Source organism: Rhizobium sp. AC27/96 (assembly GCF_001692325.1).
GTDB lineage: Bacteria > Pseudomonadota > Alphaproteobacteria > Rhizobiales > Rhizobiaceae > Rhizobium.
Window position 1 is genome coordinate 321,137 of the sequence record NZ_LXKN01000018.1, and the last position, 23,277, is coordinate 344,413.

Sequence of the window (23,277 nt, forward strand, 5' to 3'; positions counted from 1 at the left end):
GAACATCTAAAAAGGGGAACCAACATGAAAAGACTGATAACTGCAGCACTCTTTACCGCCTTGATGGGCGGTACCGCCTTTGCCGATACGACGTTAAAGCTCGTCGAAGTGATCACCAGCCCCGAGCGTACCGAGACGCTGAAATCGATCGTCGCCAAGTTCGAGGCGGACAATCCCGGCACCAAGGTCGACATCATCTCCCTGCCCTGGAATGAAGCCTTCCAGAAATTCGCCACCATGGTCTCGGCCGGCGATACGCCCGACGTCATGGAAATGCCCGACACCTGGGTATCGCTCTACGGCAACAACGGCATGCTCGAAAGCCTGGAGCCCTATCTGGCGAAGTGGGAGCACACCAAGGAGCTGACGCCCCGCGCGCTTGAGCTCGGTCGCTACGTCAAGAACACCGCGTATATGCTGCCTTACGGCTTCTATCTGCGTGCCATGTTCTACAACAAGAAGCTTCTCCAGCAGGCCGGCGTCAGCGAGCCGCCGAAGACGATGGATGACTTCGTCAAGGCGTCCGAAGCCGTCTCCAAGCTGCCGGGCAAATACGGCTACTGCATGCGCGGCGGACCGGGCGGCCTGAATGGCTGGATGATCTTCGCGGCCTCCATGGCGGGCGACAACAAATACTTCACGGATGACGGCACCTCCACGATGAACAGCGCCGGCTGGGCCAAGGGCATCGAATGGATGGTCGATCTCTACAAGAAGGGCCTGGCGCCGAAGGATAGCGTCAACTGGGGATTCAATGAAGTCGTCGCCGGCTTCTATTCCGGCACCTGCGCCTTCCTCGATCAGGACCCGGATGCTTTGATCGCCGTCGCCGAGCGCATGAACAAGGACGATTTCGGCGTTGCGCCGCTGCCGAAGGGACCGGACGGCAAGTCCTTCCCGACCATCGGTTATGGCGGCTGGTCGATGTTCTCCACCAGCCAGAACAAGGACCTCTCCTGGAAGCTGATCGCGACGCTCGAAGGCCCGGAAGGCAACCTCACCTGGAACAAGAAGATCGGCGCCTTGCCGGCCTACACCGCCGCTGAGAAGGACCCCTTCTATGCCGGCGATCAGTTCAAGGGCTGGTTCCAGGAGCTGGCGGACAAGGACACGGTTCCGACCGTAATGCCGACCTACCTCGAGGAATTCGCTTTCTTCAAGGATTCGCTCGCCATCAAGACGTCGCAGCAGGCGATGCTCGGCGATATCTCGGCCAAGGACCTTGCCGACCAGTGGGCAGATTACCTGACCAAGGCGCAGCAGAAGTTCCTCGCCAAGAAATAATCGGCGCATTCGGCGGCGGAGCGATCCGCCGCCGCTCTTGCTCACCTGAAACAGACGGCGTCCGAACGTCGCGAACGGGAACTCTTACAGATGACTTCGATCACCGACACGCTCGACAGGCGTCACGACCGCCGGCCGTGGCTGAAGCGCCTCGCCGACGCCTCGGAACCGTATCTCTACAGCGCCCCTGCCCTCATCCTCATCATCGCCGTGATGCTGGTGCCGCTGGCGATCGGCATTTCCTATGCCTTCCGCGATATCCAGCTGCTCAATCCATTTTCCGGCGGCTTCATCGGCCTGGAGCACTTTCGTGATCTCTCCAAGGACACGGCCTTTTACTGGGCGTTGAAGAATACCCTCTGGTGGACCGGTGCTTCCGTGGCGCTGCAGTTCATCTTCGGGCTGATCCTGGCTCTACTGCTGGACAAGCCCTTCTACGGCAGGGGGATCGTGCAGGCATTGGTGTTTCTGCCCTGGGCCGTTCCGTCCTTCCTGGCCGGTCTCAATTGGTCGTGGCTGTTCAACCCCGTCATCGGGCCGATACCGCACTGGCTTTATGCGCTCGGCCTGATGAGCGAGCCTAGCAACATTCTGTCCGACCCGAACTATGCGATGTGGGGACCGATCGTCGCCAATGTCTGGTGGGGTATTCCGTTCTTTGCAATCACGCTGCTGGCAGCCCTTCAGGCGATCCCGCGCGATCTCTATGAGGCGGCTTCCATCGACGGCGCCGGCTGGTTCGAACGTTTCCGCTCGATCACGCTTCCCTTCCTCGCACCGACCATCGCCATTACCGTGCTATTGCGCACCGTCTGGGTCTCCAACTTCGCCGACCTGATCGTGGTCATGACCGGCGGTGGTCCCGCGGACCGCACGCAGATCGTCGCCAGCTACATCTTCACGCAGGCCTTCAAGCGGCTCGACTTCGGTTATGCCTCGGCCATTGCGCTGGTGCTCCTCGTTCTGCTTCTCGCCTATTCCATGCTGATCATCCTGCTGCGGCAGACCCTGCTGAACAAGGATTGAGCCATGAGACGATCCATCCTTCCCACCATCGCACATCGGCTGGCGATCCTCTGCTATGTTCTCTTCGCACTCTTCCCGCTCTTCTGGCTGCTGAAGGTCTCTGTCACGCCGAATGACTTGCTCTATACGGAAGGCGTGCGCATGTGGCCGTCGCGCACGACGTGGGAACACTATGCCTTCGTGCTGCAGCACAGCGACTTTCCGACCTTCTTCAAGAACAGCGTGATTGTCGCCGGTTCGACGGCAATTGCGGTGACCATCTGCTCTTCGCTCTCCGGCTACGCGCTCTCCCGTTTCAATTTCCGCGCCAAATACTGGATCGTGGCGTTGATGCTGCTGACGCAGATGTTTCCGCTGGTCATGCTTGTCGCGCCGATCTTCAAGATCCTGACGCCGCTGCATCTGACGAACAGTCTCACCGGCCTCGTCATCGTCTATACGGCCTTCAACGTGCCCTTCGCCACCTTCCTGATGCAGTCCTTCTTCGATGGCATTCCGAAGGATCTTGAAGAGGCGGCCATGATCGATGGCGCAACGCAATTCACCGCCTTCCGGCAGATCATCCTGCCGCTGACGCTGCCTGGGATCGCCGCGACGCTTGGCTTCGTCTTCACGGCTGCCTGGAGCGAACTGCTCTTCGCGCTGATGCTGATCAATGGCAATCAGGCCGCGACCTTCCCGGTCGGGCTTCTCACCTTCGTCTCAAAATTCTCCGTGGATTTCGGGCAAATGATGGCAGCGGGCGTCATGGCGCTCATTCCGGCCGCGCTCTTCTTCCTGCTCATCCAACGTTATCTTGTGCAGGGCCTGACGGCCGGCGCGGTCAAGGGTTAGTCAAATGGCATCGATCGATATCCAGAACGTCAAGAAGGCATACGGCCATGTGCAGGTGCTGCACGACATCGATCTGAGGATCAAGGACGGCGAGTTTGTCGTCCTCGTCGGCCCGTCCGGTTGCGGCAAGTCCACCTTGCTCAGGATGATTGCGGGCCTTGAAGACATTAGCGGCGGCGAAATCCGCATTGCCGACAATCGTGTCAACGAGCTGCATCCGAAGGACCGTGACATAGCCATGGTCTTCCAGTCCTATGCGCTCTATCCGCATATGAATGTCGCCGGCAACATGAGCTACAGCCTGCGGCTCCGGAAAATGGCGAAGGAGAGCATTGCCAAGGCGGTCGCAGGAGCTGCCACGAAGCTCGGCCTCGATCCGCTGCTCGAACGCCGGCCGAAGGCGCTTTCCGGCGGCCAGCGTCAGCGCGTCGCCATGGGCCGCGCCATTGTGCGCCAGCCGAAAGCCTTCCTCTTCGATGAGCCGTTGTCGAACCTCGACGCCCGTCTGCGCGAACAGATGCGGGCCGAGATCAAGAAATTGCATGGCGACCTGAAAGCGACCTCGATCTACGTCACCCACGACCAGATCGAGGCAATGACGCTGGCGGACCGGATCGTCGCCATGCATGGCGGGGTGGTTCAGCAGGTCGGCAGCCCGCTGGAACTCTACGACCGCCCCGCCAATCTCTTCGTTGCCGGCTTCATCGGCTCGCCCGGCATGAATTTTCTGGATGCGATCTATCAGGAGGGTGGCGTCAAGCTGAAGGATGGCACCTTCGTGCCGCTTGCTGAATCGCTAAAGCTGACGCCCGGCGCAAAGGTAACTCTCGGCATCCGCCCGGAACATGTCGTCCTGTCCTCGGATCAATCCAACATGGCCGCAACCGTCGAGCTCATCGAACCCACGGGCTTCGGCATCATCCTGCATCTTTCGCTGCATGGCCTGCCGTTCAAGGTGTTTACGTTGGACCGCAGTGCGCTCAGCGCCGGGAACCACGTCAATGTCGCCTTCCCGTCGCAGCATCTGCACGTCTTCGATGAGGACGGAAAAAGGGCGGCCTGAGCCGCCCTTTCAGACCTCAATCCACAAACGGGTTCGTTGGCCCGTTGGACGGCGGCGTAAACCAGCGCGGGCCGTCCGCCGTCATGTAGATATGATCCTCGAGCCTGATGCCGAATTTCTGCGGAAAGACGATCATCGGCTCGTTCGAGAAGCACATGCCGACTTCAAGCGGTGTTGCATTGCCGCGCACGATATAGGGCTCCTCATGGATCTCCAGCCCCAGGCCGTGACCGGCGCGATGCGGCAATCCGGGCAGCTTGTAGTCGGGACCCAGCGAATGTTTCGCGAGAACCGAACGCGCGGCATCATCAAGGCTCGAGCAGGCAGCGCCGAGCTTGGCGGCATCGAAGACCGCCTGCTGCGCTTCCCGCTCGATCGCCCAGGCATCTTCGAAGACGCTATCGCCGGCTTTCAGCTTGTATGTTCGCGTCAGATCGGAGTGATAGCCGTCAATGCGGGTGCCGGTGTCCACGAGGATGACATCGTCTTCGGCGAGCGTCTGGTCACCATTGGCGCCATGCGGCAGCGATGTCGCCTCGCCGAAGGAGACGATGCAGAAGGTCGAGCCGCCGTGAGCGCCAACCTCGCGATGCCGTCGATCGATGAACTCAACCACTTCGGAGGCGCGGATACCGGGCTTGAGCAAGGTGTGGGCCTGCTTGTGGATGCCAAGCGTCAGGTTCATCGCATATTGAATGAGCGCGATTTCAGCAGGAGACTTGATGCGGCGCAGGCGGTTGATGATCGGCCCACCATTTTTCAACCGCTCGGCACCGAGTTCCGCAGCCAGCGCATGGTAGAAGAACAGCGGCATGTTGTCGTCAAGCGCCAGAATGCCCTTGTTGCCGAGCAGACGTGCGATGAGAGCTGCGCTGCTCTCCTCCTCCTGCCATTCGAGGATTTCGGCGGGCAAATGCGTCAGCGTCTCGAGGCGACTACGTTCGAAACCAGGAACGATGTAGTAAAGCTCGGTCGGCGTCACCAGCGCCCCGAGGAAGCGTTCACTGGCATGCCAGACAAGGCCGGTGAAGTAGCGCAGGCTTTCACTCGGCCCAAGCAGCATGCCGGCCAAACCCTCCGCATCCAGCAACTGGCGAAGCCATGCAAGACGTGCTTGCTTTTCCTCGTCAGTGATCCGGGGGACTGGATGTTGCCACGACATTTTTCGACTCCTCAATATTCCAAATCGCATAGGCCTCGCGCCGTATCGGCACGGTGACAGCGACACTAATAATCTTGTAGGCAAAATGTCGACAAGGAAAAAGAAATCACCGCATCAGGCGTTGCGATCGCTAAATTATCTGACAGCGCGAATAGGCCGCGAGTGGTTGATTGTCTCCATCGAAACACATGGTCGAGGAGATCAAAATGCAAACTCCAAGCATCGCAATCCAGTCCGCACGCGTTCGGACTTCAAGCAGATCCCGGCGCACGTCGTTCTCGGTTCTCATGGGAACGATGCGGTTGCTCACGCGCAAGCTGGCCGAGCGGCGCAACCGAAATGCATTGATGGAGCTTTCGGACGATCAGCTGAAGGATATCGGCCTTTCGCGCGGCCAATCCGGGAGCGACGTTCATATTTACAGCCGCTACTAAAAAGATGGCGCAGAACATGTTAGTTTCATGCAATGCGACCGGCATATGCGGCATAATGGGGATTGCGGCATGTCACTGATTTCGACAGCTCTACTGCTGAAAACGAATACGGTTATCATCCGCGATGTCGTGTGTAACGGCGAATGCCGTCACAAGAGCGACGAGGAGTGTGCGCACAAGACAAGCCTCGTCTATCCCTATCGTGGCGTCTTCAAGCGCCATGTAGGCCAGAATGACGTGGTCGCCGAGGCCAATCAGGTCGTGTTCTTCAATGGCGGGCAGGACTATCGGATCAGCCATCCCGTCGATGGCGGCGATTCCTGTCTCGACCTTTCGATCGACGAGTCCGTCCTTCATGAACTTGCTCCGGCGGACCAGGTGCAGACCGGCGAAGGCGTCGTCTTTCGCCGGCAGCGCCGTCGCGTCGATCCGCGCGCCCAGGCCCTCGTCGCACTTCTTCGTCACGGGTTGAGCCGCAACATCGCCGAAAGCCTTGAAGGCGAAACCCTGGCCTTGACGCTCGTGCGCCGCTCGCTCGGTGAGCGGACATCACATGCGGCCGGCGCGAGCTTTGGGCGGCAGAAACTCGTCGATCGGGCAAAGCTCGTCCTGTCTTCCGATCTTGCCCGGCGCTGGACGCTTGCCGAGATCGCCAGGGAGGTCGGAGTCTCGCCGGTCTACCTAACGCAGGTCTTCCAGCAGGTCGAGGCCATGCCGCTCTATCGTTATCAGTTGCGGCTGCGGCTGGCGCGTGCGCTCGATCTTCTTGGCCAATATAACGACCTGACCATGCTCGGGCTCGATCTTGGTTTTTCCAGCCATAGCCATTTCAGCGCCAGCTTCAAGCAGACCTATGGCCTCACGCCCGCAGAATTCCAGCGTTCGGCGCAATTGAAGCCGAAGCACTATACGACTCGCTAAAGATTCCGACAGCGCCGACCTGGCGGTCGGTGGTCTGATGATCCTGCCCTGATTGAGGGATTTTCGAAAAGGATCAAGCCATGAAGAAAACCACATGTGCCGCCTGCGACTGCGAACTCGGTACCGATGTCATCAAGGTCAACCTCGGAGGCAAGTCCGTCGAGGTCTGCTGTGAGGAATGTGCAACGGCATTGAGGGAGGCCGATCAGTCGACTTCGGCGTCTTCGCTCGGCAAGGAATAAAGACCCGAGTCGCCTGCCAATGAAGCCGGGCCCGGAACTCGGCTTCATTGGCGGAAAGTTGTAATGAATTGTTGCCTCGGGCTTCATAGCAAACTTCGTTCGCAACATTCCCCCGTCAGGACATATTCGGAAATATCGAGAACTATTGCGTTCATACGATCTCGTTAGCCTTGGCGTTAGTAATCGCAACAAAGGCAATACTGATCATGAAGCAACGATATATCATCGCAACCTTGCTAGTGACAGCGATCGGCGGCATGACTGCTTCGGCTCTCGCCGCCGAACCGACTGCCACATCAGACGCGCAAAACCCCGCTCTCGCGGAAGCGGCACAGCCCGCACAGGATCACGCGCCGCCGGCCGGTTGGCCCTGGCCCGGCCCGCACATGCATCCGCCAATGATGGCCTTTGGCGAAGGTGGCCCCATGCCTCCCTTCGGACCTCCCGGCGGCTTCCCCCATGGCCCGAATCCCGCGCTGGAACTCGCCGGCAAGCTTTCGGCCATGGAAACGCTGATCGGCATTCGCAGCACCCAGCTTGACGCCTGGAGGGACTACACCAACGCACTGACGGATCTGCTGGCCTTTCCAAAGCATTGGCAGCCGGGTCAGCCAGAGACGGGTGACGACGCCGCGTCACAGCCCGCGCAGGGTGCCAACAATCAGGCCGATGGTTCGAAGGAATTCTTTGGCGAGCGGATAGCCGATCGCGTGCTGGATCGCGCCGCCAAGGCGACTGTCCTCAAGGATAAGGCCGCTGCGCTGCGTAATGTTTTGACTGCCGATCAAGTGGCCAAACTCGAGGACGCCGAGCGCTCGCTCGTTCCGGGTCCCCACATGTTCCGCTGATCCAGCCACACGGACGGAACACGCCTTCCTCTCCGCATCCGGCCGATTGAGTTTCCCCCCGGACGCCCTCATCGGCTGGACAGAGCGGCCCATCAAAGGGCCGAAAGGCTCGGGAGCACCCCGCCCGGTGCTCCCGAGCCTGTGCCATTGGCGCAACATCCGCCGTGCCCGAACGCCAGTCAGGACCGACGGTCCTATCCCGCCCCGTGAGGTGACGCATTGGCGACCTCATCAATAAAATTCTCTACTGGTGATCATTGGGTTGTCGCTGACAGCACCGGCCGATACCAGCTCCGGTCCGCATCGGACCATGTCGAGCTTGCCAAACCCGCAACGCCTTGATCCAATCAAGGCACTCTCCGGACAACAATTTTTCAGGGAATTTCTGTCCCGCTTCAAGGGTAATCCGGCTTCGCCAGTCGTGTTGGGGGCGTCATGGCGAAGCCGGGTATGCGGGGCGATCAAAGCCTGCTCGAGCACAGCATCCGATCGACTGCAATTCTACATTAGTTGGCTGGCCGAGCATTTCCGAACGTTGCTGAAAAGAGGCATTTTAGCGAAATTTAGTGTCTCGGCTTTTCTATCTCGCTGTTATTATTTGATAAGTTTTGAGAACTTAACGCAGTACTACCATCTATTGAAACTTTCGAAAATTCTATGCAAGTAAATCCTGCTTTGATACAAAGTTCCAGTGAAAAATCTGAGGATGTTTCGCTTTTTCATCTGGAATGGCCGAGCTGATTCTCCCCTCGGCTCAAATTGAGCCTAGCTCGCGGATTTGCAGTCGGCACTCTTGAACGATACAACCTGTTCCAGACCCGTGGGCTGCCGGTTGCGCACGACGATCTCCCCCCCGAAGCGGGTGACGATTTCACGCGCGATGGCCATGCCGAGACCGGCGCCGGGAAAGGATTTTTGCCTGGCGATGTCGATCCGGAAAAATGGCTCGAACACCTGATTGAGCCGCTCCTCGGGTATGCCCGGGCCAGTGTCGATGATCCTCACCACCGCCCTGTTGCCAAGATGCGTGACCGTCACCGTCGCCGATTGGCCGTGCGTCGCACTGTTTATCAGCAGATTGCGCAGCGCCCGCGTGACGGCCAACGGCCCGGCACTGATCGTGGTCGGCTCCAGCTCGCCGCTGCTGACATTCATATCGATTGCCTTTAGCTCGCCAACGATGTCGCTGACAATTGCATCGAGCCTGACCTGCTCCAGGCTGTCGTTGGAAATCTCCTCGCGCACCAGCCTGATGGCGCTGTCGGCAATCCTGTCGAGCTCCTCGAGGTCGGCGAGCCATTTCTGCCGCTCTTCGTCGTCCTTGATGAACTCGGCGCGCAAGCGCATGCGCGTCATGGGCGTCCTGAGATCGTGCCCCGCGGCGGCGACAAGCCGCATGCGGCTTTCGGTGGCGGCCTTCACCCTGGCCGAGAGGCCGTTCAGCGCTTGGGCGGTAACGCGGATTTCTCCGGGGCCGCTTTCCGGTATGTGCGGCAGTGTGCCGTCAGGATTGATGGCCGCCACAGCCTCTTCCAGCAGACGAAGCGGCTTCATGATTTTCGATGCCGCAAAAATGGAAACAAGGACGCTGCCGATGATGATCAGGCCCAGCCATCCCACCAGTATTTTCCAACCTCCCGGCGGCGGCCCGTGTTGTGGCATCGGCGTGATGAGCCATGTGCCATCTGAGAGCTTCAGCGAAACAATCATCTCCCCTGCCGATTGGTGAGATATGATCGCCTCGCGCATGCCGGAAATCCGGAACAGCGCCTCCATGAGGAAACGGGATAGTTCCTCATCCCGCGGGCCGTCGGCAGGCACCGGAGCGAAAATCAACCCGGCGGAAGCCGCCGTTGCTTTGTCTTTCTCGGCAAAGGTCGCCATAATGGCGAGCTGACGGGCCATCGGCTCGATCATCATGTTGGGTCGGGGACCGCGCATCACGAGGCTTGCCACGAATGATGAGGAGATGACGACCAAGACGATGGCTGTCAGCAAGAGCAACGCCAGACGCGCGCCCAACGACCTCATGAATCACCCTTGACCGCCACGACCGGCACGACAAGCTGATAGCCGCCATTGCGGATCGTCCTGAAGATCGGTTCGTCGGCTGTCTCGCCAAGCTTGCGGCGCAGCCGGCTCATCAGAACATCGATCGAGCGATCGGCGGGGTCGCGATCGCGGCCCTGGGTCAAATCGAGCAGTTGGTCGCGCGACAGCAACCGGCCAGCGCGTTCCAGAAATGCTTTCAGCAGATCGAATTCGGCTCCGGTCAGCGAGATCGCCTCGCCATTATCCCTGGTGACCCGGCGAAGCTGCGGATCGAGCATCATGTCGCCAAACTGAAACCGTCTTTGTTCGGGTTCGACCGAAAGATCTTCATGAGTACGACGCAGGACGGCGCGGATGCGGGCCGCCAGCTCGCGCGGATTGAACGGCTTGCCGAGATAGTCGTCCGCGCCGATCTCGAGCCCGAGAATTCGATCTATGTCCTCCTTGAGGGCAGTCAGCAGAATGACCGGCACCCGTGGACGCCGGTTTCGCAGGTCACGGCAAAGATCGAGGCCCGATCCGTCGGGAAGCATCACGTCGAGGACAATAAGGTCGGGAGGGCGACGGTTGAGCGCATCGTTGCATCCGCGGAGATCGCCTGCCGTGGAGACGCGAAAACCCTGCTCCTCTAGATAGCGGCTGAGGAGTGAGCGAATCTCGTGATCGTCGTCGACTATCAGGACATCCGGCGCGGCGGTCGCATTCATAGGCTTCATTCCATTTTTCCCAACCGTTATACGAGTTATCAACCTGCTGAAAAGGAGGGTTTTGCGGCACTAATACGGAAAATCCGCCACGGGAAACCTTGGTTTACAAAATTCCCGGCGCCGGAAACGTTCAGCAATACAATAATGTCATCAGGCAAAGTAGAGCGCGGCCAGTGAGGCGAGAAAATGCGGGAAGTCGCCCGGTATCCGGTACCCTTAAAGCGACGATATAAGGGGTGTCGCTTATGCTATGCGGCCCGGAGCCATTCGATGCTCCAGGCGGAGAGCCGCCCTTCGATAGCCCCGCTATCCATCATCAGCCGAATTTCGATCGGCGTACGTGGATCGAGCACTTCAACCGGAACCGCCGTCTCGAAAGGGCCGGTGCCTTGCGGGCAGACGCGCAGCTTTCCCAGCAGTTCCTTGGCGTGGATCTCAAGGGTGAAGATCTGGCCGTGGCAATCTTCCTCCACTTCGAAGAAGAATTTGGCATCCCAGCGGCCGGGAGGCAGATGAAGATAGGGGCCATAGATGAGGCAGCGAGCGCCGCCAGTCAGGTCGAGGCTACTATCGAGACCTTCTCCCAATCTGTCGCCCGCCAGAAATGTTTCACGAGGCCAGAAGATGGAGGGAATCGCAGCCTCGGAGTGACCGAACTGCAGTGGCCGAAGAACCTTGCCCGCGAGCTCACGCAATGATTCGCTAAGCTCCGGCACTTCCTCTTTTGGTGTCAGATACCCCACGATAACCGCCGCCGCCGCTTCCTCCAGCTTCGGTACGCCCGTGCCGGAGGCGGCCTCCGGAGAACCCATGCCGACATGCCGCAGCGCGCTGGAAATCTGCTCGAAGGTAAGCTCGGTGCTGAAATGTTCGTCTATCTTCTTCAGCAGCAGATCAATGCTGCTGCGCTGGCCTATGTCATTGCGCCGCAAGACGAGCCCGGCCGACGCGCTTGCCAGCGGTTCCAGGCAGGCGAGACTGGCCGAAACGGCCCTGACCAGCCCGAAGTCGCGCTGGTCGGTCGCCCTTGCCAGATAGGAGACTGCATCGATCGGATCTTCGAGACACAACAGAAAAGGCACGTTAATCCTGACAATCAGCTCCGATAGCCTGGCCTCGGGAAATTGCGAGACCAGCACGGCATGCGTGCCGGACCGGCTCTGGACATGCTGCTTTAGGTCCTCGATCGTATCCGTCGTGATGATCGTGTATTCCCCAAAAGCTTCACGCGCCAATGCATGGACGGCAGCGACGCCCCAGGAAGACATGACGCCCGGCATGCCGAAAGCAAAGAGGATGGTCATTGTTGAACCCTCCCATTCCTATCCGTTGAGGAGAGTATCATAAAGCGTACTCACCTTCTGCTGATATCGTTCCGTCGAGAAACGCGCTGCCTGCTTCGGTCCGGCCTTGGCGTAGGCGTCGCATAGTGCATCGTCCTGATCGAGGCTGGTGATCGCCTTGCGCATGTCCTCGGTGTTGTAGGGGTCGACGAGCAATGCAGACCTTCCAGCGATTTCGGGGATGGATCCCTCGGTCGAGCTCAGGACCGGCGTCCCCAATTGCATGGATTCGAGAACCGGCAGGCCGAACCCCTCGTAAAGCGAGGGGAAAAGCACCGCTCGTGCGCCGCGTATCAAGCTGATCAGCAGCGGATAGGATACGAAATCGAAACGCTGGATCTGCCGCTGTGGGACGATCCTATCTTCGGAACGCACGTAGAAGCGGAAGCGATCGTCATCGATCAATTCCTTCGTCTCCGCGCCTTTCCAGCCCGGCGCGCCAACGATGATCAGTGGCTTTGTCGTCTTTGCCGCGAGATAGGCCTCGATCAGCCGGGAGATGTTCTTTTTCGGCTCGAAGGCGCCGAAGAATAGGAAATATCCCTTCCAATCGAGGTGAAAGATGCCGGCAATCTCATCGGCGACGACATCCTCCGTCTTTTCCCGCAGCGACTCGGGCACATGGACGGCCTGATAGGTGTTGGTAATGCGGGATTCGTCGACGCCAAGCACATTGATGATATCGGCCCGCGAGGTATCGGAGACCGTGACGATGTGGTCGGCGCGCTTCACCAGCGCCTTCAGCATCCTGTAATGATAGCGCTTGTCGTCCTCGGTCAGATAGGGCAAGCGCAACGGAACCAGGTCGTGGATCGTGTAGACGTTCAGAGCCCTCTTCGCCACGAGCGGCAGAGGATAGGTGCAGTGCAGGAGGTCGGGCTGCGCGTCGAACTTCATGGACAGGCTGTTGCCGTACCGTTTGAAATGATGGCGTGCGAGCTGGAACACATCGTTCGACGCATAGACCATGCCGGAATCGCCGAACTGCGACTGAACCGATTTCAGAATGACAGTCCCGCTGAATGTTATCGGAACAGGCTTCACTCCGAATGGGGCGCCGATCTGCCGGCGCAGCCAGCGGCGAGCGATAAAGGCGGCTCCAGGCTTTCGGTTGCTGGTATCATCGAACAACACCACTTCCCGCAGGATGGGATCCTTTGGAACCTTTCCTGCCAGTCCATGGACGACCCCGGTCTGATATCCGAGCGAATGGGCAGCCGACATCAGCCCCCTGGTATAGGTGGCGACACCGGTTCCCTTGCTCAGTGAAAGATTGAGACCGTCATAAAGGATCGTCTTGCTCACACTTGGCCCTCCTCTGTTTCAGCCGTCGCCGGTCTCACGCCGGCTTGTTGGGGGAGAGAACAAGCAGGGAATCATCGCTTGCGTATTTCGACAGCAGGTCCTCGCGCGCAACCGGCACGGCCTCACCACTGAAATCGAGGCGCCGTATCGAGCCGTAAATGGCGGCAAGCCGATCAAGAAAGCCGCCGGGGTCGCTGTAGCGTACCGGATTGAATTCGACGACGATCATCGGCCGATGACGGCTTATGGTTTCGTTCATCCCTTCGAAAATGAATTCCTCGGCCCCTTCCGCGTCGATCTTGATGAAATCGACACGCTCGCACGATCCGCACAGCCGATCGAGTGTCGTGACCGGAACCCTGATGAGCTTGCCGTGCTCGATGTGGGGGACAAAGCCCTCCAGAACGATCTGCGCGTTCTTCGGCTCATTGTGGGGGACGTAGAGAGGCGCATCGCCCGAGGCGATCTTGCCGAGAGCCAGACCTTCGATGCGTGTGCGCCCTATCATCCCGTTCAGCTCGGTGCTGCGACGCAGGAAATCCGCAGCATGGGGATTGGGCTCGACGGCGACCACCTGGCCCTTGGCGCCGACGAGCTCGGCCAGAAGCACGGAATAATAGCCAAAGTTCGCGCCGACATCGATGGCGGTCATGCCACGCTTCACATTGCGGGCGCAGAACAGTGTCAGCCAGATTTCCCAAAAACCATCGAGAAGGATGTGAGATCCAAAGCCTCTATCGCGGGTATCGACGTAAAGCTTGTAGCGTCCGAGCACGCGTACGAGGGCGGTATCGTTGCCGAGGTAGGCGCTGCTCACACGCTGCAGAATGGCAATCTCCGCCTGCTGCCGATCGAAAGCCATCAATTCGTGGAGGTGTAGCAGCGCGGACGTACTCATTCTATTCCCCTCAAACCAACCTGCGTTTAGTGCAGTCCGTAGGCCGGACAACATCGTGATGGCTCCCTCGATCTCTGCTACGTCATTTCCGCTTTCCGCGTCGGTGGCTTGCCGGCAAACCTATGCCATCAGTTCGCCGTGGTTGCCGCTATGCCTACGGATGCCGCATTCAATGCTGTTCCGGTGAGGCCTTGGAAGAGACCCATGAATTTCTGGATATCGATCGACGAGGCGTTGGAAATGTAGATGATATCCCGTGGCTGGACCTCGAAGTTCTGCATCGTCAGGAGCGTCGAACCATTCTTCAAGTCGAAGCGGTATACGATCGGAACCATGCCGCCACGCCGAAGAAGCGGATTGTTGGGAGCGACGACACGGCGCGCCACTTCCTGCGGTTCGTAGCGGAAGAGGAAGACACCCGAGACATCTGCGCGAGTATCCTGCAGCCCTCCGGCACGGGCGACTGCATTGGCCATGCTGAGATGCTGCACACTGAAGGGCACCTCGCCATTCTGGCCGGACGCGCCGAGGATCGTATAGGTGTTCGGCGAGCGGACGACGGTGATCACGTCTTCCGGGCGCAATCTTATATTCTCGCGCGGGCTCTGAACGATCGCGGTGAATGGGAGATGCATCGTTCTTCCCTGCCTCGTCAGGTAGACGACGCTCTCGTTGACGCCCGCGCGCAATCCTCCCGCCGCAGCGATTGCATCAAGCACCCGATCGCCGGCCGGCGAAAGCGAAACACGAGCGCCGCCGGCAACTTCGCCGGTGACGGTGACGGTATTCGCGACGCTTTGCTGCACGGTGACCAGCGCTTGAGGCTGAACGGCCTTTCCGGCAAGACCGGAGACGACGGCACGCTCGACGGCGGCAGGGGTCTGGCCGGCAGCGGTTATGCGGCCCACATAGGGTATGCTGATCGTCCTGTCGGCATTTACCGTCTGCGGCGGGATCGTTACGGCGCTTCCCGTTGCCTGCTGTTGGCTGGAGACAGCGGAGGCCGTTCCAAACAGGCTGCCGGGAGGCGCCTCCCAGAGGCTCACCGAAACGACGTCACCTACCGCAATCCGCAGCCCGGGATCTTTCCTGCCTTCGCCGAAATAGGCAGCCAGGCTTGGCTGCGGCCTTGCAGCAAAGTTGATCATTACCGGGGATGTCACGTTGACCAATGCAAACGGCGGTACCGCGCGTCCCGCCGCCTCGTCCAGTATTCGGGAGGCCTTGGGTCCGGCCTCCGGTAGTGCACAGCCCGTAAGAACGCAGGCAAGAACAAATAGCAGTCCGAACTTCAATGGCATTGACTATCCTGAACGGCATGGAGGCGGTTATGACTGGGCTTCGATGTGCTCAGCGCACTATGCTGTCCTGGCATCGTCGCTATGCTCCCGGGTAAAACGAAGGATCGAAGAGGGGCTAAAGCCATAGGCGTGCTTGTAGAGAACGGAGAACCGTCCGGGATTGGAGAACTGCAGGCTCATCGCCAGATCGGTGATGCTCTCCGCCTGCCCGCCCTTGATGGCCCCGTGTGCGGCGGCAAGGCGGTAATTGCATAATATTCCCATCGGCGTATCGCCGCGGTAAGTCTTGAACATGCGTTGCAGGGCGCGCGCACTGCAGCTGGCGGCGTTGGCCAGATCCTCCAGCATGATCGAGTTATGCAGATTGTCGCGCATGAATGCCTCGGCTCGCAGAAGCTGCCGCGGTGCATCCTCCAATGTACCTCGGCTAAAGGCGTCGGTGAGATTATGCGGGAGCTTTGCAAACAGCTTGACGAGCAGCAGTTCGCTATAGGCCTTTGCCAGCATCACCCGTTCGGCCGGGCGCGCGGTCATGAGATCTTTTTCAGCCTGGCGAAGAGTTTGGTAGAGGCCTTGGGCACCGCCCTGGCGGAAGCTGACCGGCGAGAGAGAGAACTCTTGCACATAGGGCTTGCCCGTCAATTCCTCGAAATGCTGCCTTAGAACGGGTTCCGGTATTTGAAACACGAGCCAGGAGCTTCGTGGTTTGATATCCAGCCTCTTGCCATTGCGGTCGGTGATGCTGGCGACACTGTTGGCGGGGATGCGCAATCGCTTCTGCATCCGCCTGTGGTTGACCTCGATCTCTCCCGCCAGGACAAATATGATGCTCACGCGCGGCAGATCGTGTTTGGCCACTCCTTCCAGCGCTCCGGAATGTTCCGCGCTTATGATAGAGGTGGATTGAAGGGGTTGCTTGCTGAATTTGAAAGAATAGTCACCGCTGGAATCCGAGGGAACCGACCATTTCCAGTTTGGCTCAAGCACGTCAAGATTGCGAACTATTGCATCCCGAGAGTATACCTCAAAAGTCCCAACGCATTGTTCGACAACTCTTCCCAGCATCGCCATCCGGTATCCTACTCAAAATCTCAAGTTGCATATTAGAAATCACTTACTTTTGATTTCTACCCAGGTCAGATTTTTTTTCGTCCGCTACGATGACTCCATTGTCTCATCCCCTTCGATGGTCCTAACGGGGTATAATCATTCAGCTTACCTTACATTATTCATTGTTAAATTAGCACATCAATTTTTGACAGCACAGTACAGATAGTGACGATGTTATACAGAATCCTACCGCCTCTCATTCTCGCAGAAGGCGAAATCGCGCTCGCGACAACGTCGGACAAAATGCATCCAGTCAAATAGCTAGATTGACCGGGCATGTTATCAAGGGTTGAATATTGATATTCTAATTTAGAAAGTACAGCCACGCGTAGAGATAGTTGCGTGCGCGGTATCAAAACACCGCCGGAGAAACGCCGAAAAGCAGACGATGCAATTCAAGCAATCGATGAGCGCGTAAGGTCACTCCATTTGTGCGATATACGAACATAATCGACATCAAGGTCTCCGCGACGGCATGCGGCGGTTGAATCGACTTTAAAGTCGGATCGAACATGGAAGAGCCTTCTGCCGATCGGCCTCTGATACTGTATCACTTTGGAAACACGGCATGCCGCGTCGCCTCCAGCCTGCGAAGCCAGCAACGCGAAAATGACATATCTACAATGTAGAGTAGATTCTAAACGCCGCTTCAATGTCATGAAAGACGCGACCGCGGCCCTTTTTTAGCACAAGTGCCGACGTGCAGAGATCGGCAATCACGTTGAGATTGTGTCCCACAATGATCATGGAACGGTCTTTGCGTTTGACGAAAAGCTCCTCGAACGAGCGAGTCTGGAAGCGTTTGTCGCCGACTGCCAGTACCTCGTCGATGAGATAGCAGTCGAAATCGATGGCAAGGGACATGCCAAAAGCCAATCGCGCACGCATGCCCGATGAGTATGTCCGGATGGGCATGCGCAGATAACGGCCCAGCTCGCTGAACTCGTCGACCTGGTCCCTGATTTCGGCAAACGACTTGTTGTAGATTCGCGACAGGAAGCGCATGCAGTCGTATCCGGTCATCGAACCGCCGAAACCACCACTCAAGGCAATGGGCCATGACATGGACATGTTTCGGACCACCTTGCCGGAGGTTGGTTCCTCTATGCCGGCGATCATGCGGACAAGTGTCGACTTGCCGGCGCCATTGTGCCCGAGAACAGCGATCTTCTCGCCGTGACCGATCTTGAAGGTCAGGCCGTCGAGCACCCGGTGCATGCGGCCGTTCACTTCATATTCCTTGACGAGATCGAAGACGCCGACGATTCCGTCCTCCAGCTCCGGATTCAGGTTTTGCGGAGCCGGCACATCGGAGGAGGTGAATTGCGAAAGACTGGAAGGAAGACCGCTCATTGCTGTGCCGCGTGCTCGTAGACCTGATTGATAAAGAAGCGCGTGATCCAGAAACCGGCAAAGCAAATGGCGAGCAGCATCAGGAATGCGATGATCCGCTTCGGATAGAGCGCATGATCCGGCAGGTTCGGGTCAGCGATTCGTTCCAGATACAGTTGTTGCCGCTGCGCATCGATTTTTGCGTTCTCAAGGGATACCGTGGCCGAAGTCAGCATCTTGGCCGCCATCTCCCGCTCCAGCAAAAGCTGTTCATATTGTGCGATACGCGGGGCCATCGAGCCATCATTGCCGACGATGCGGGCCCTTTCTTCGCTGATCTGACGCTCCATCGCAGTCACTCGTGCACGCAATGCCTCCCCTTGCGGGCTTTGCGGCGCCTGCTCGTCAAGAGCGGAGAGACGCGTCTTGCTTGCGGCCAGATCGTCCGAAAGCCGGGCAATCATGTCGAGCGCCGCTGTCGATTGCTTCGTGGGGTCGACGAGCGATTCGCGATTACGAAAATCGGTCAACGTCTTCTGCATGTTCGATAGCCTGACCTGGCTGTCGCCCACCTCGACCTGCGCGTAGCGTATGGCATCGGCCCGGGCGCGGTCGTTAAGACGATTGATGAGTTCCTCGGCATGCTGCACCAATGCGCTTGCCAGGCGCTGGGCGTCTTCAGCCCGAAAAGCGCGCACGCTTAGCGTGGTAACGCCGCTACCCGTATCGGTGCGAATATTGATGATATCAAGATAGTGCTTGAACAGCCCCTCGCCGTTGGCCTCGCTCCAATACAACGGATAGCGACTGAGGAAATCCGCCTCGGGGCGAGAAAGCTTTTCCTTCAGACCGTCCTTCTCGACAAGCGCGTCGACGGCTGCTCGGGATTTGATGAACTGAGTGACGATATAGCTGTCGTCCTGGGCACGGACAAAGCCTGTGCTCTGCAGGAATCCGCTCAGCAGGCCTGCGCTATTCCGGTTCGGGCTGCGCACGACGAACTGCGTTTCGGAAATATATTGATCGGCGCAGACGTAGCCGTAGTAGATGCCTCCGAGCACGCCCGGAATGACGACCATCAGAATCAGCAGTAATTGCGAACGGATCCATTTCGCAAACGATTGCGGCCACGAAAGCGGCCGACCAATAACCACGCTGGAGGAGCGCGCCGTTACCAAAGTAACGAAATCCGCAAACTCTCTGTTGTTCTCGATGCGGCTCATTTGAAGACCATCAAATCTCTCTTTTCGAGAAAAGCCGGAGCCCTTCACCCGTATTTTCGAAATCCCCGCAAGACGCCGGAAACTCCGCTGTTCGTCGCATTTCCGCTCGCATGTACAACATCCGAGAAGCCCTTATTTTCGGGAAAGCTTCCACATATATCCTTGATTTGTCAAATATAATTCTCAAAATCGCAAAATTTAATCTCAACAACTAAGAATAGACGGAAAACTGTCGCAATTAATACTTTGGCGACGCGATCCGTATGGCGAGGCGAAATTGCGGCGGCGATAACTGCCCTTCTATTAGCAATCTCTCTCATTACTGGCTCAAGGAATTCGGAATGGGAAAGCCCGGGGATATCTCGAACAGTGGCAACGATATCGCCCAGCCGCGCCGCCAGGCGGTGGGGCCGCTTCTCGGCCGATTCCAGGCTTGGACTGGCACCTTGTTCATTTCCCAGCCCCGCTTCTTCCTGACGCAAATTCTCATCGGCGGCGCTTCCCGTCTTGAACTGAGCCTTTTCGGCCGCGATCGCAGCCAGGGCTTTCGGACACGGCTTCCCATCCCCCAGGGAGCTATTCCGCTCTTGCTGCCCGCGGAAGCGCGGCGCCGGCGCCATCCGCGCCTTGGCAACTACGACCGCTTCTGACCGGGGCATTTGGGGGGATATACATGCATTCAGACTTGACGATTTCTTCCCAGGAGATGCCGCTCTCATCCGCGGATCGACAGGGACGCGCGTCCTGGCTGCCCCCGGCCAATTCACGGCTGCTCGCATTTCTGTCGACCCGTCAGCATTTTCCGCTGATCGGCCCTGCGATCTCCGCATCACTAAGGCCGATCGAATTGGCGATGGGCGCCGCCGACGGTGTCGTCGGATGGGGAGGAAGACCCCATGCTCGCCTTGCTCATTTCTATGCGCGCATTCACCGGCTCCCATTCTGGGCACTTGGGGATGGCTTCCTGCGATCGGTCGGCGGCGATCCTTCAGCACCGTCGGTTTCCATGGTTACCGACGATCTCGGCATCCATTTTTCCGCTCATGGCCCGTCTCGGCTCGAGGCGCTGATCGAAAGCTCCCTTTGCGATAGCGACCGTGAACGCGCCCGGAACCTGCGGCAATGGATCGTTCGCGAGCGGCTTTCCAAGTACAATCACCTGCCCGAAGGCGCAGTGTCGCTGCGTCGAAGCAGCCATAAGCGTATCCTGCTGGTGGATCAGGTCGTGGGCGATCGTTCCGTTGAAGGCGCCGGCGCGGATGCCGCTACATTCGAAAGAATGTGGAATGCTGCGCTTGCCGAGAAGAATGCCGATATCATCATCAAGAGCCATCCAGACGTTGTCGCGGGACGTGCCAGAGGGTTCCTCGCTCCACACGCCCATGGCGGTCGGGCACAACTCATCGATAGCGCCGTTTCTGCCCATTCGGTGCTGGACGCGGTGGACGAGGTCTGGACCGTATCGAGCCAGCTCGGGCTGGAAGCACTCCTCCGGAACATTCCGGTCACCACCTTCGGCATGCCGGCCTATGCAGGATGGGGACTTACAGAGGATCGTGCCGAAGGCGTCGTGGCGACAGCTACGCGCGCGCGTCGCAAACGGCGCGTCAACATCGATGAATTCGCGGATGCGGCATTCCTTCAATATTCGCGATACGTCGATCCGGTATCACGTCGATCGATCACCGCCGAACAGGCAGTCGACCGTCTGCTGGAATGGCGCAGCCGCGCGCAATCGCTTTCCGGTCGCTATCTCTGCGTAAATTTCTCTCTGCACAAGCGTTCGGTCATGCGGCGTTATCTGACCGGACCGCGATCGCAGGTCCAGTTCGCAACCAATCCGACCGCAGCCCAGATTGCAGATGCAGATACTATCGTCCTGTGGGGGAATGCGCCGCCGCCAGACGAAAGCCTGCTATCGAGACAGGGCAAGAGATTGCCGATCGTCCGCATCGAAGACGGCTTCATTCGGTCGGCGGGTCTTGGCACCTCGCTGGTGCCCCCTTCGTCTCTGTGCTTCGACGCGGAAGGCATCTATTTCAACGCATCCGCGCCAAGCCAACTCGAAACGATCCTGAACGAAACGGACTTCGACGCCGCTCTCCTGGAGCGCGCTAGAAATCTTCGTCAAGCCGTCGTTTCGATGGGCATCACCAAATACAACCTTCCTCCGCAACCGGCTCCCGACTATCGGGCCTTGGCGGAGAAGCGCGCCATTGTTCTCGTAGCCGGGCAGGTTCCCAATGATGCTTCCCTGCGCTTCGGCATGGCGAGCCATGCTTCCGACATCGAACTGCTGAGAGCCGTTCGCCGCCTCAGGCCCAATGCGTTCATCATCTACAAGCAGCATCCGGATCTCCTGGCCAAGGCCGAGGCAAATCAGTCGGACTTGTTGTCGCCAATAGATGTTACGGACCTGGTCATCGGCAATGTCGATCTGGATCAGCTCTTGAGTGCTGTCGACGAAGTACATGTCGCAACCTCGCAGATTGGATTCGAGGCACTCCTGCGGGAAAAGCCGGTCTGGTGTTATGGCCTGCCATTTTACGCTGGCTGGGGTCTTACGCGCGACAGTGTGGTCTCGCTTCGGCGCAAACGCATGTTGAGCCTCGATGCGCTGGTTGCCGGCACATTGATTCTCTACCCGCGCTACTGGTCGAATATTACAAATCTGCCATGCAAGCCTGAAGACGTTATTGCCGAGCTCTACAACGCCCGGCTGGGCACCGCGCCCAATCCGTCGCGTCGCCGATTAATGACGCAGATCATCCACATGCTTGACAAGAGAAAATCGTGATGAACCCGATTGTAATGGATATATCGCGATTGATGGAACGGGCGCATTGCTCGACTCCGACAGGCATCGACCGCTACGAGCTGCATTATGCGGACTGGCTGAACGAGCGTCGCAAACGCGCTGCGCCGACGCATGATTCGAGGCAGCCGCAATCGCCCTGGTTTGTCGAAACCGGCCACCACGGGGCAATTTCAGTCGGGAGCGAGCGGGCCGACAGGCTGGTGTCGATGCTCAACACCCGCTGGGCATCGACCGAGGTCTCGGCTCCTCAGGCGGCTCTTCTCGAACGGATCTTCGCCGCCATTGACGGCAAGATCCGGTGGGAGACGGCTGCGGAGCTAAAGACGGGTGAGGTTCAGTCGCAAAGACTTCGCAAGATCGCGCATGTCGTCGCCAACCACTTCGCACAAGGCGTGACGCTTCCCGGCAGCGCATCTTTCGTGCACGTATCTCATAGCCGTCTTGAGCGAACATCCGCCTTTTCCTGGCTCGGGGAGACCAGCAGGAAGAGCGTGTTCTACGTCCACGATCTCATTCCCTTGTCTCATCCCGAATTCGTGCGGCCCGAAGAGCCGGAACGGCATCGCCGACGGATGGAAACGGTATTGCAGCACGCCAGCCTCATTCTGTGCAATTCGCAGGTGACGGCACGTGCCTTGCGCACTTTCGCGCAAGAAAACAACAAGAGGCTGCCCTCCATCGCTGTGCTGCCTCCGGGCGTCGAACAATGCTTCCAGGGGGCGACGGATGATTTCGCTTTTCCCCAGAAGCCGTATTTCGTGGCGATCGGCACGATCGAGCCGCGCAAGAACCACATGTTGCTCCTTCGCCTGTGGCAGTACCTGGCCGAACGCGACGGCCCGAACGCGCCGCCTTTGGTGATCGTGGGCAAGAGAGGGTGGGAAAACAGCCATATCCTGGCGATGCTGGAGCGCTGCCCTGCCCTGCCGGGGCTCGTCATCGAAGTGCCAGGCTTGGAAGATGCCGCCTTGGCACGATTGGTGGCCGGAGCCGCGGCCTTGCTCTCACCGTCCTTTGCGGAAGGTTACGGCATGCCGATTACCGAGGCGCTCGCTCTGGGCACACCGGTTGTCGCGTCCAACATATCCGCGCATCGCGAGGCTGCCGCCGGCCAGGCCGCGATTTTCCTCGATCCTCTCGACGGGCTGAGCTGGAGAGCCGCGGTGGACATGATTGCCGCTGCCCGCCAACACCGAACCAGGCCGAGCTTCGCCATGGGATGGGATACGCATTTCGACGACCTGGAAGCTCTCATCGAAGCCGATTTTTCGGCACGGCGCTATGCCGCACAACGAGCGCCACAGCGCATGCGGGGACTGCTATCCGGCGCGACCCTGCAGCGATCGACGACATGAAAGTGGAAAACAACAATAC

The 23,277-nt window shown here is 58.7% G+C and carries 21 protein-coding genes; 11 read left to right on the plus strand and 10 right to left on the minus strand.

Annotated elements, in window-relative coordinates; genetic code table 11:
- Positions 1-24: 24 nt before the first annotated feature.
- The 4 genes from A6U86_RS15165 (at position 25) to A6U86_RS15180 (ending at position 4,207) form a co-directional block, all read left to right on the plus strand.
- Positions 25-1,284 (plus strand): sugar ABC transporter substrate-binding protein, encoded by a 1,260-nt coding sequence (locus A6U86_RS15165; RefSeq protein ID WP_068392575.1) that lies wholly within the window; start codon positions 25-27, stop codon positions 1,282-1,284.
- 90 nt (positions 1,285-1,374) lie between these two features.
- Positions 1,375-2,310 carry a carbohydrate ABC transporter permease gene (locus A6U86_RS15170; RefSeq protein WP_068392578.1) on the plus strand — a complete coding sequence of 312 codons (936 nt, stop codon included), beginning with the start codon at positions 1,375-1,377 and terminating at the stop codon, positions 2,308-2,310.
- 3 nt (positions 2,311-2,313) lie between these two features.
- Positions 2,314-3,144, plus strand: a complete 831-nt coding sequence (locus tag A6U86_RS15175) for a carbohydrate ABC transporter permease (protein ID WP_068392580.1) — start codon at positions 2,314-2,316, stop codon at positions 3,142-3,144.
- A gap of 4 nt (positions 3,145-3,148) precedes the next feature.
- On the plus strand, positions 3,149-4,207 hold the full coding sequence (locus A6U86_RS15180) for an ABC transporter ATP-binding protein (RefSeq protein WP_068392585.1): 1,059 nt from the start codon (positions 3,149-3,151) through the stop codon (positions 4,205-4,207).
- 16 nt (positions 4,208-4,223) lie between these two features.
- Here A6U86_RS15180 and A6U86_RS15185 read toward each other — a convergent pair whose 3' ends face one another.
- Positions 4,224-5,369, minus strand: coding sequence for a Xaa-Pro peptidase family protein (locus A6U86_RS15185; RefSeq protein WP_068392588.1), 1,146 nt, complete (start codon positions 5,367-5,369; stop codon positions 4,224-4,226).
- Between the two features lie 206 nt (positions 5,370-5,575).
- On the opposite strand from A6U86_RS15185, the gene A6U86_RS15190 reads away from it, so the two are divergent.
- The 4 genes from A6U86_RS15190 to A6U86_RS15200 all read left to right on the plus strand — a co-directional run bounded on the left by A6U86_RS15190 (position 5,576) and on the right by A6U86_RS15200 (position 7,814).
- On the plus strand, positions 5,576-5,803 hold the full coding sequence (locus A6U86_RS15190) for a DUF1127 domain-containing protein (RefSeq protein WP_068393962.1): 228 nt from the start codon (positions 5,576-5,578) through the stop codon (positions 5,801-5,803).
- Positions 5,804-5,872: 69 nt separating this feature from the next.
- Positions 5,873-6,724: a helix-turn-helix domain-containing protein gene (locus A6U86_RS15195; protein ID WP_068392590.1), complete on the plus strand. Its 852-nt coding sequence runs from the start codon at positions 5,873-5,875 to the stop codon at positions 6,722-6,724.
- An 80-nt stretch (positions 6,725-6,804) separates the two neighbouring features.
- On the plus strand, positions 6,805-6,966 hold the full coding sequence (locus tag A6U86_RS35630) for a hypothetical protein (protein ID WP_174074365.1): 162 nt from the start codon (positions 6,805-6,807) through the stop codon (positions 6,964-6,966).
- Between the two features lie 206 nt (positions 6,967-7,172).
- Positions 7,173-7,814 carry a hypothetical protein gene (locus A6U86_RS15200; protein ID WP_068392592.1) on the plus strand — a complete coding sequence of 214 codons (642 nt, stop codon included), beginning with the start codon at positions 7,173-7,175 and terminating at the stop codon, positions 7,812-7,814.
- A 765-nt stretch (positions 7,815-8,579) separates the two neighbouring features.
- Here the strand turns inward: A6U86_RS15200 and A6U86_RS15205 are convergent.
- The 9 genes from A6U86_RS15205 to A6U86_RS15245 all read right to left on the minus strand — a co-directional run bounded on the left by A6U86_RS15205 (position 8,580) and on the right by A6U86_RS15245 (position 19,085).
- The gene (locus A6U86_RS15205) at positions 8,580-9,845 is read right to left on the minus strand and encodes an ATP-binding protein (protein WP_068392594.1); all 1,266 of its coding nucleotides are present in this window, start codon (positions 9,843-9,845) and stop codon (positions 8,580-8,582) included.
- The gene (locus tag A6U86_RS15210) at positions 9,842-10,573 is read right to left on the minus strand and encodes a response regulator (protein ID WP_068392596.1); all 732 of its coding nucleotides are present in this window, start codon (positions 10,571-10,573) and stop codon (positions 9,842-9,844) included. Before A6U86_RS15210 ends, A6U86_RS15205 begins: the two co-directional genes overlap by 4 nt.
- A 248-nt stretch (positions 10,574-10,821) precedes the next feature.
- Positions 10,822-11,877, minus strand: a complete 1,056-nt coding sequence (locus tag A6U86_RS15215; RefSeq protein ID WP_068392597.1) for a hypothetical protein — start codon at positions 11,875-11,877, stop codon at positions 10,822-10,824.
- An 18-nt stretch (positions 11,878-11,895) separates the two neighbouring features.
- Entirely contained in the window at positions 11,896-13,221 is a 1,326-nt protein-coding gene (locus tag A6U86_RS15220; RefSeq protein ID WP_068392602.1) for a glycosyltransferase family 1 protein, read from the minus strand.
- Between the two features lie 34 nt (positions 13,222-13,255).
- The gene (locus tag A6U86_RS15225; RefSeq protein ID WP_068392605.1) at positions 13,256-14,119 is read right to left on the minus strand and encodes an FkbM family methyltransferase; all 864 of its coding nucleotides are present in this window, start codon (positions 14,117-14,119) and stop codon (positions 13,256-13,258) included.
- A 128-nt stretch (positions 14,120-14,247) separates the two neighbouring features.
- Positions 14,248-15,420 (minus strand): polysaccharide biosynthesis/export family protein, encoded by a 1,173-nt coding sequence (locus A6U86_RS15230; RefSeq protein WP_068392607.1) that lies wholly within the window; start codon positions 15,418-15,420, stop codon positions 14,248-14,250.
- Between the two features lie 57 nt (positions 15,421-15,477).
- Positions 15,478-16,491: a helix-turn-helix transcriptional regulator gene (locus A6U86_RS15235; RefSeq protein WP_068392609.1), complete on the minus strand. Its 1,014-nt coding sequence runs from the start codon at positions 16,489-16,491 to the stop codon at positions 15,478-15,480.
- Between the two features lie 657 nt (positions 16,492-17,148).
- Complete coding sequence (locus A6U86_RS15240) at positions 17,149-17,883, minus strand: ABC transporter ATP-binding protein (protein WP_083196843.1); 735 nt, start codon at positions 17,881-17,883, stop codon at positions 17,149-17,151.
- Complete coding sequence (locus A6U86_RS15245; RefSeq protein ID WP_068392612.1) at positions 17,880-19,085, minus strand: capsule biosynthesis protein; 1,206 nt, start codon at positions 19,083-19,085, stop codon at positions 17,880-17,882. Before A6U86_RS15245 ends, A6U86_RS15240 begins: the two co-directional genes overlap by 4 nt.
- Positions 19,086-19,426: 341 nt before the next feature.
- Between A6U86_RS15245 and A6U86_RS15250 the strand changes: the two genes are divergently transcribed.
- The 3 genes from A6U86_RS15250 to A6U86_RS15260 are packed head-to-tail and all read left to right on the plus strand — an operon-like array spanning position 19,427 to position 23,258.
- Positions 19,427-19,735: a hypothetical protein gene (locus A6U86_RS15250; RefSeq protein ID WP_068392615.1), complete on the plus strand. Its 309-nt coding sequence runs from the start codon at positions 19,427-19,429 to the stop codon at positions 19,733-19,735.
- A gap of 23 nt (positions 19,736-19,758) precedes the next feature.
- Positions 19,759-21,882, plus strand: a complete 2,124-nt coding sequence (locus A6U86_RS15255) for a capsular polysaccharide biosynthesis protein (protein ID WP_068392618.1) — start codon at positions 19,759-19,761, stop codon at positions 21,880-21,882.
- On the plus strand, positions 21,882-23,258 hold the full coding sequence (locus tag A6U86_RS15260) for a glycosyltransferase family 1 protein (protein ID WP_068392630.1): 1,377 nt from the start codon (positions 21,882-21,884) through the stop codon (positions 23,256-23,258). The genes A6U86_RS15255 and A6U86_RS15260 overlap by 1 nt, the downstream gene beginning before the upstream one ends.
- Positions 23,259-23,277: the final 19 nt, after the last annotated feature.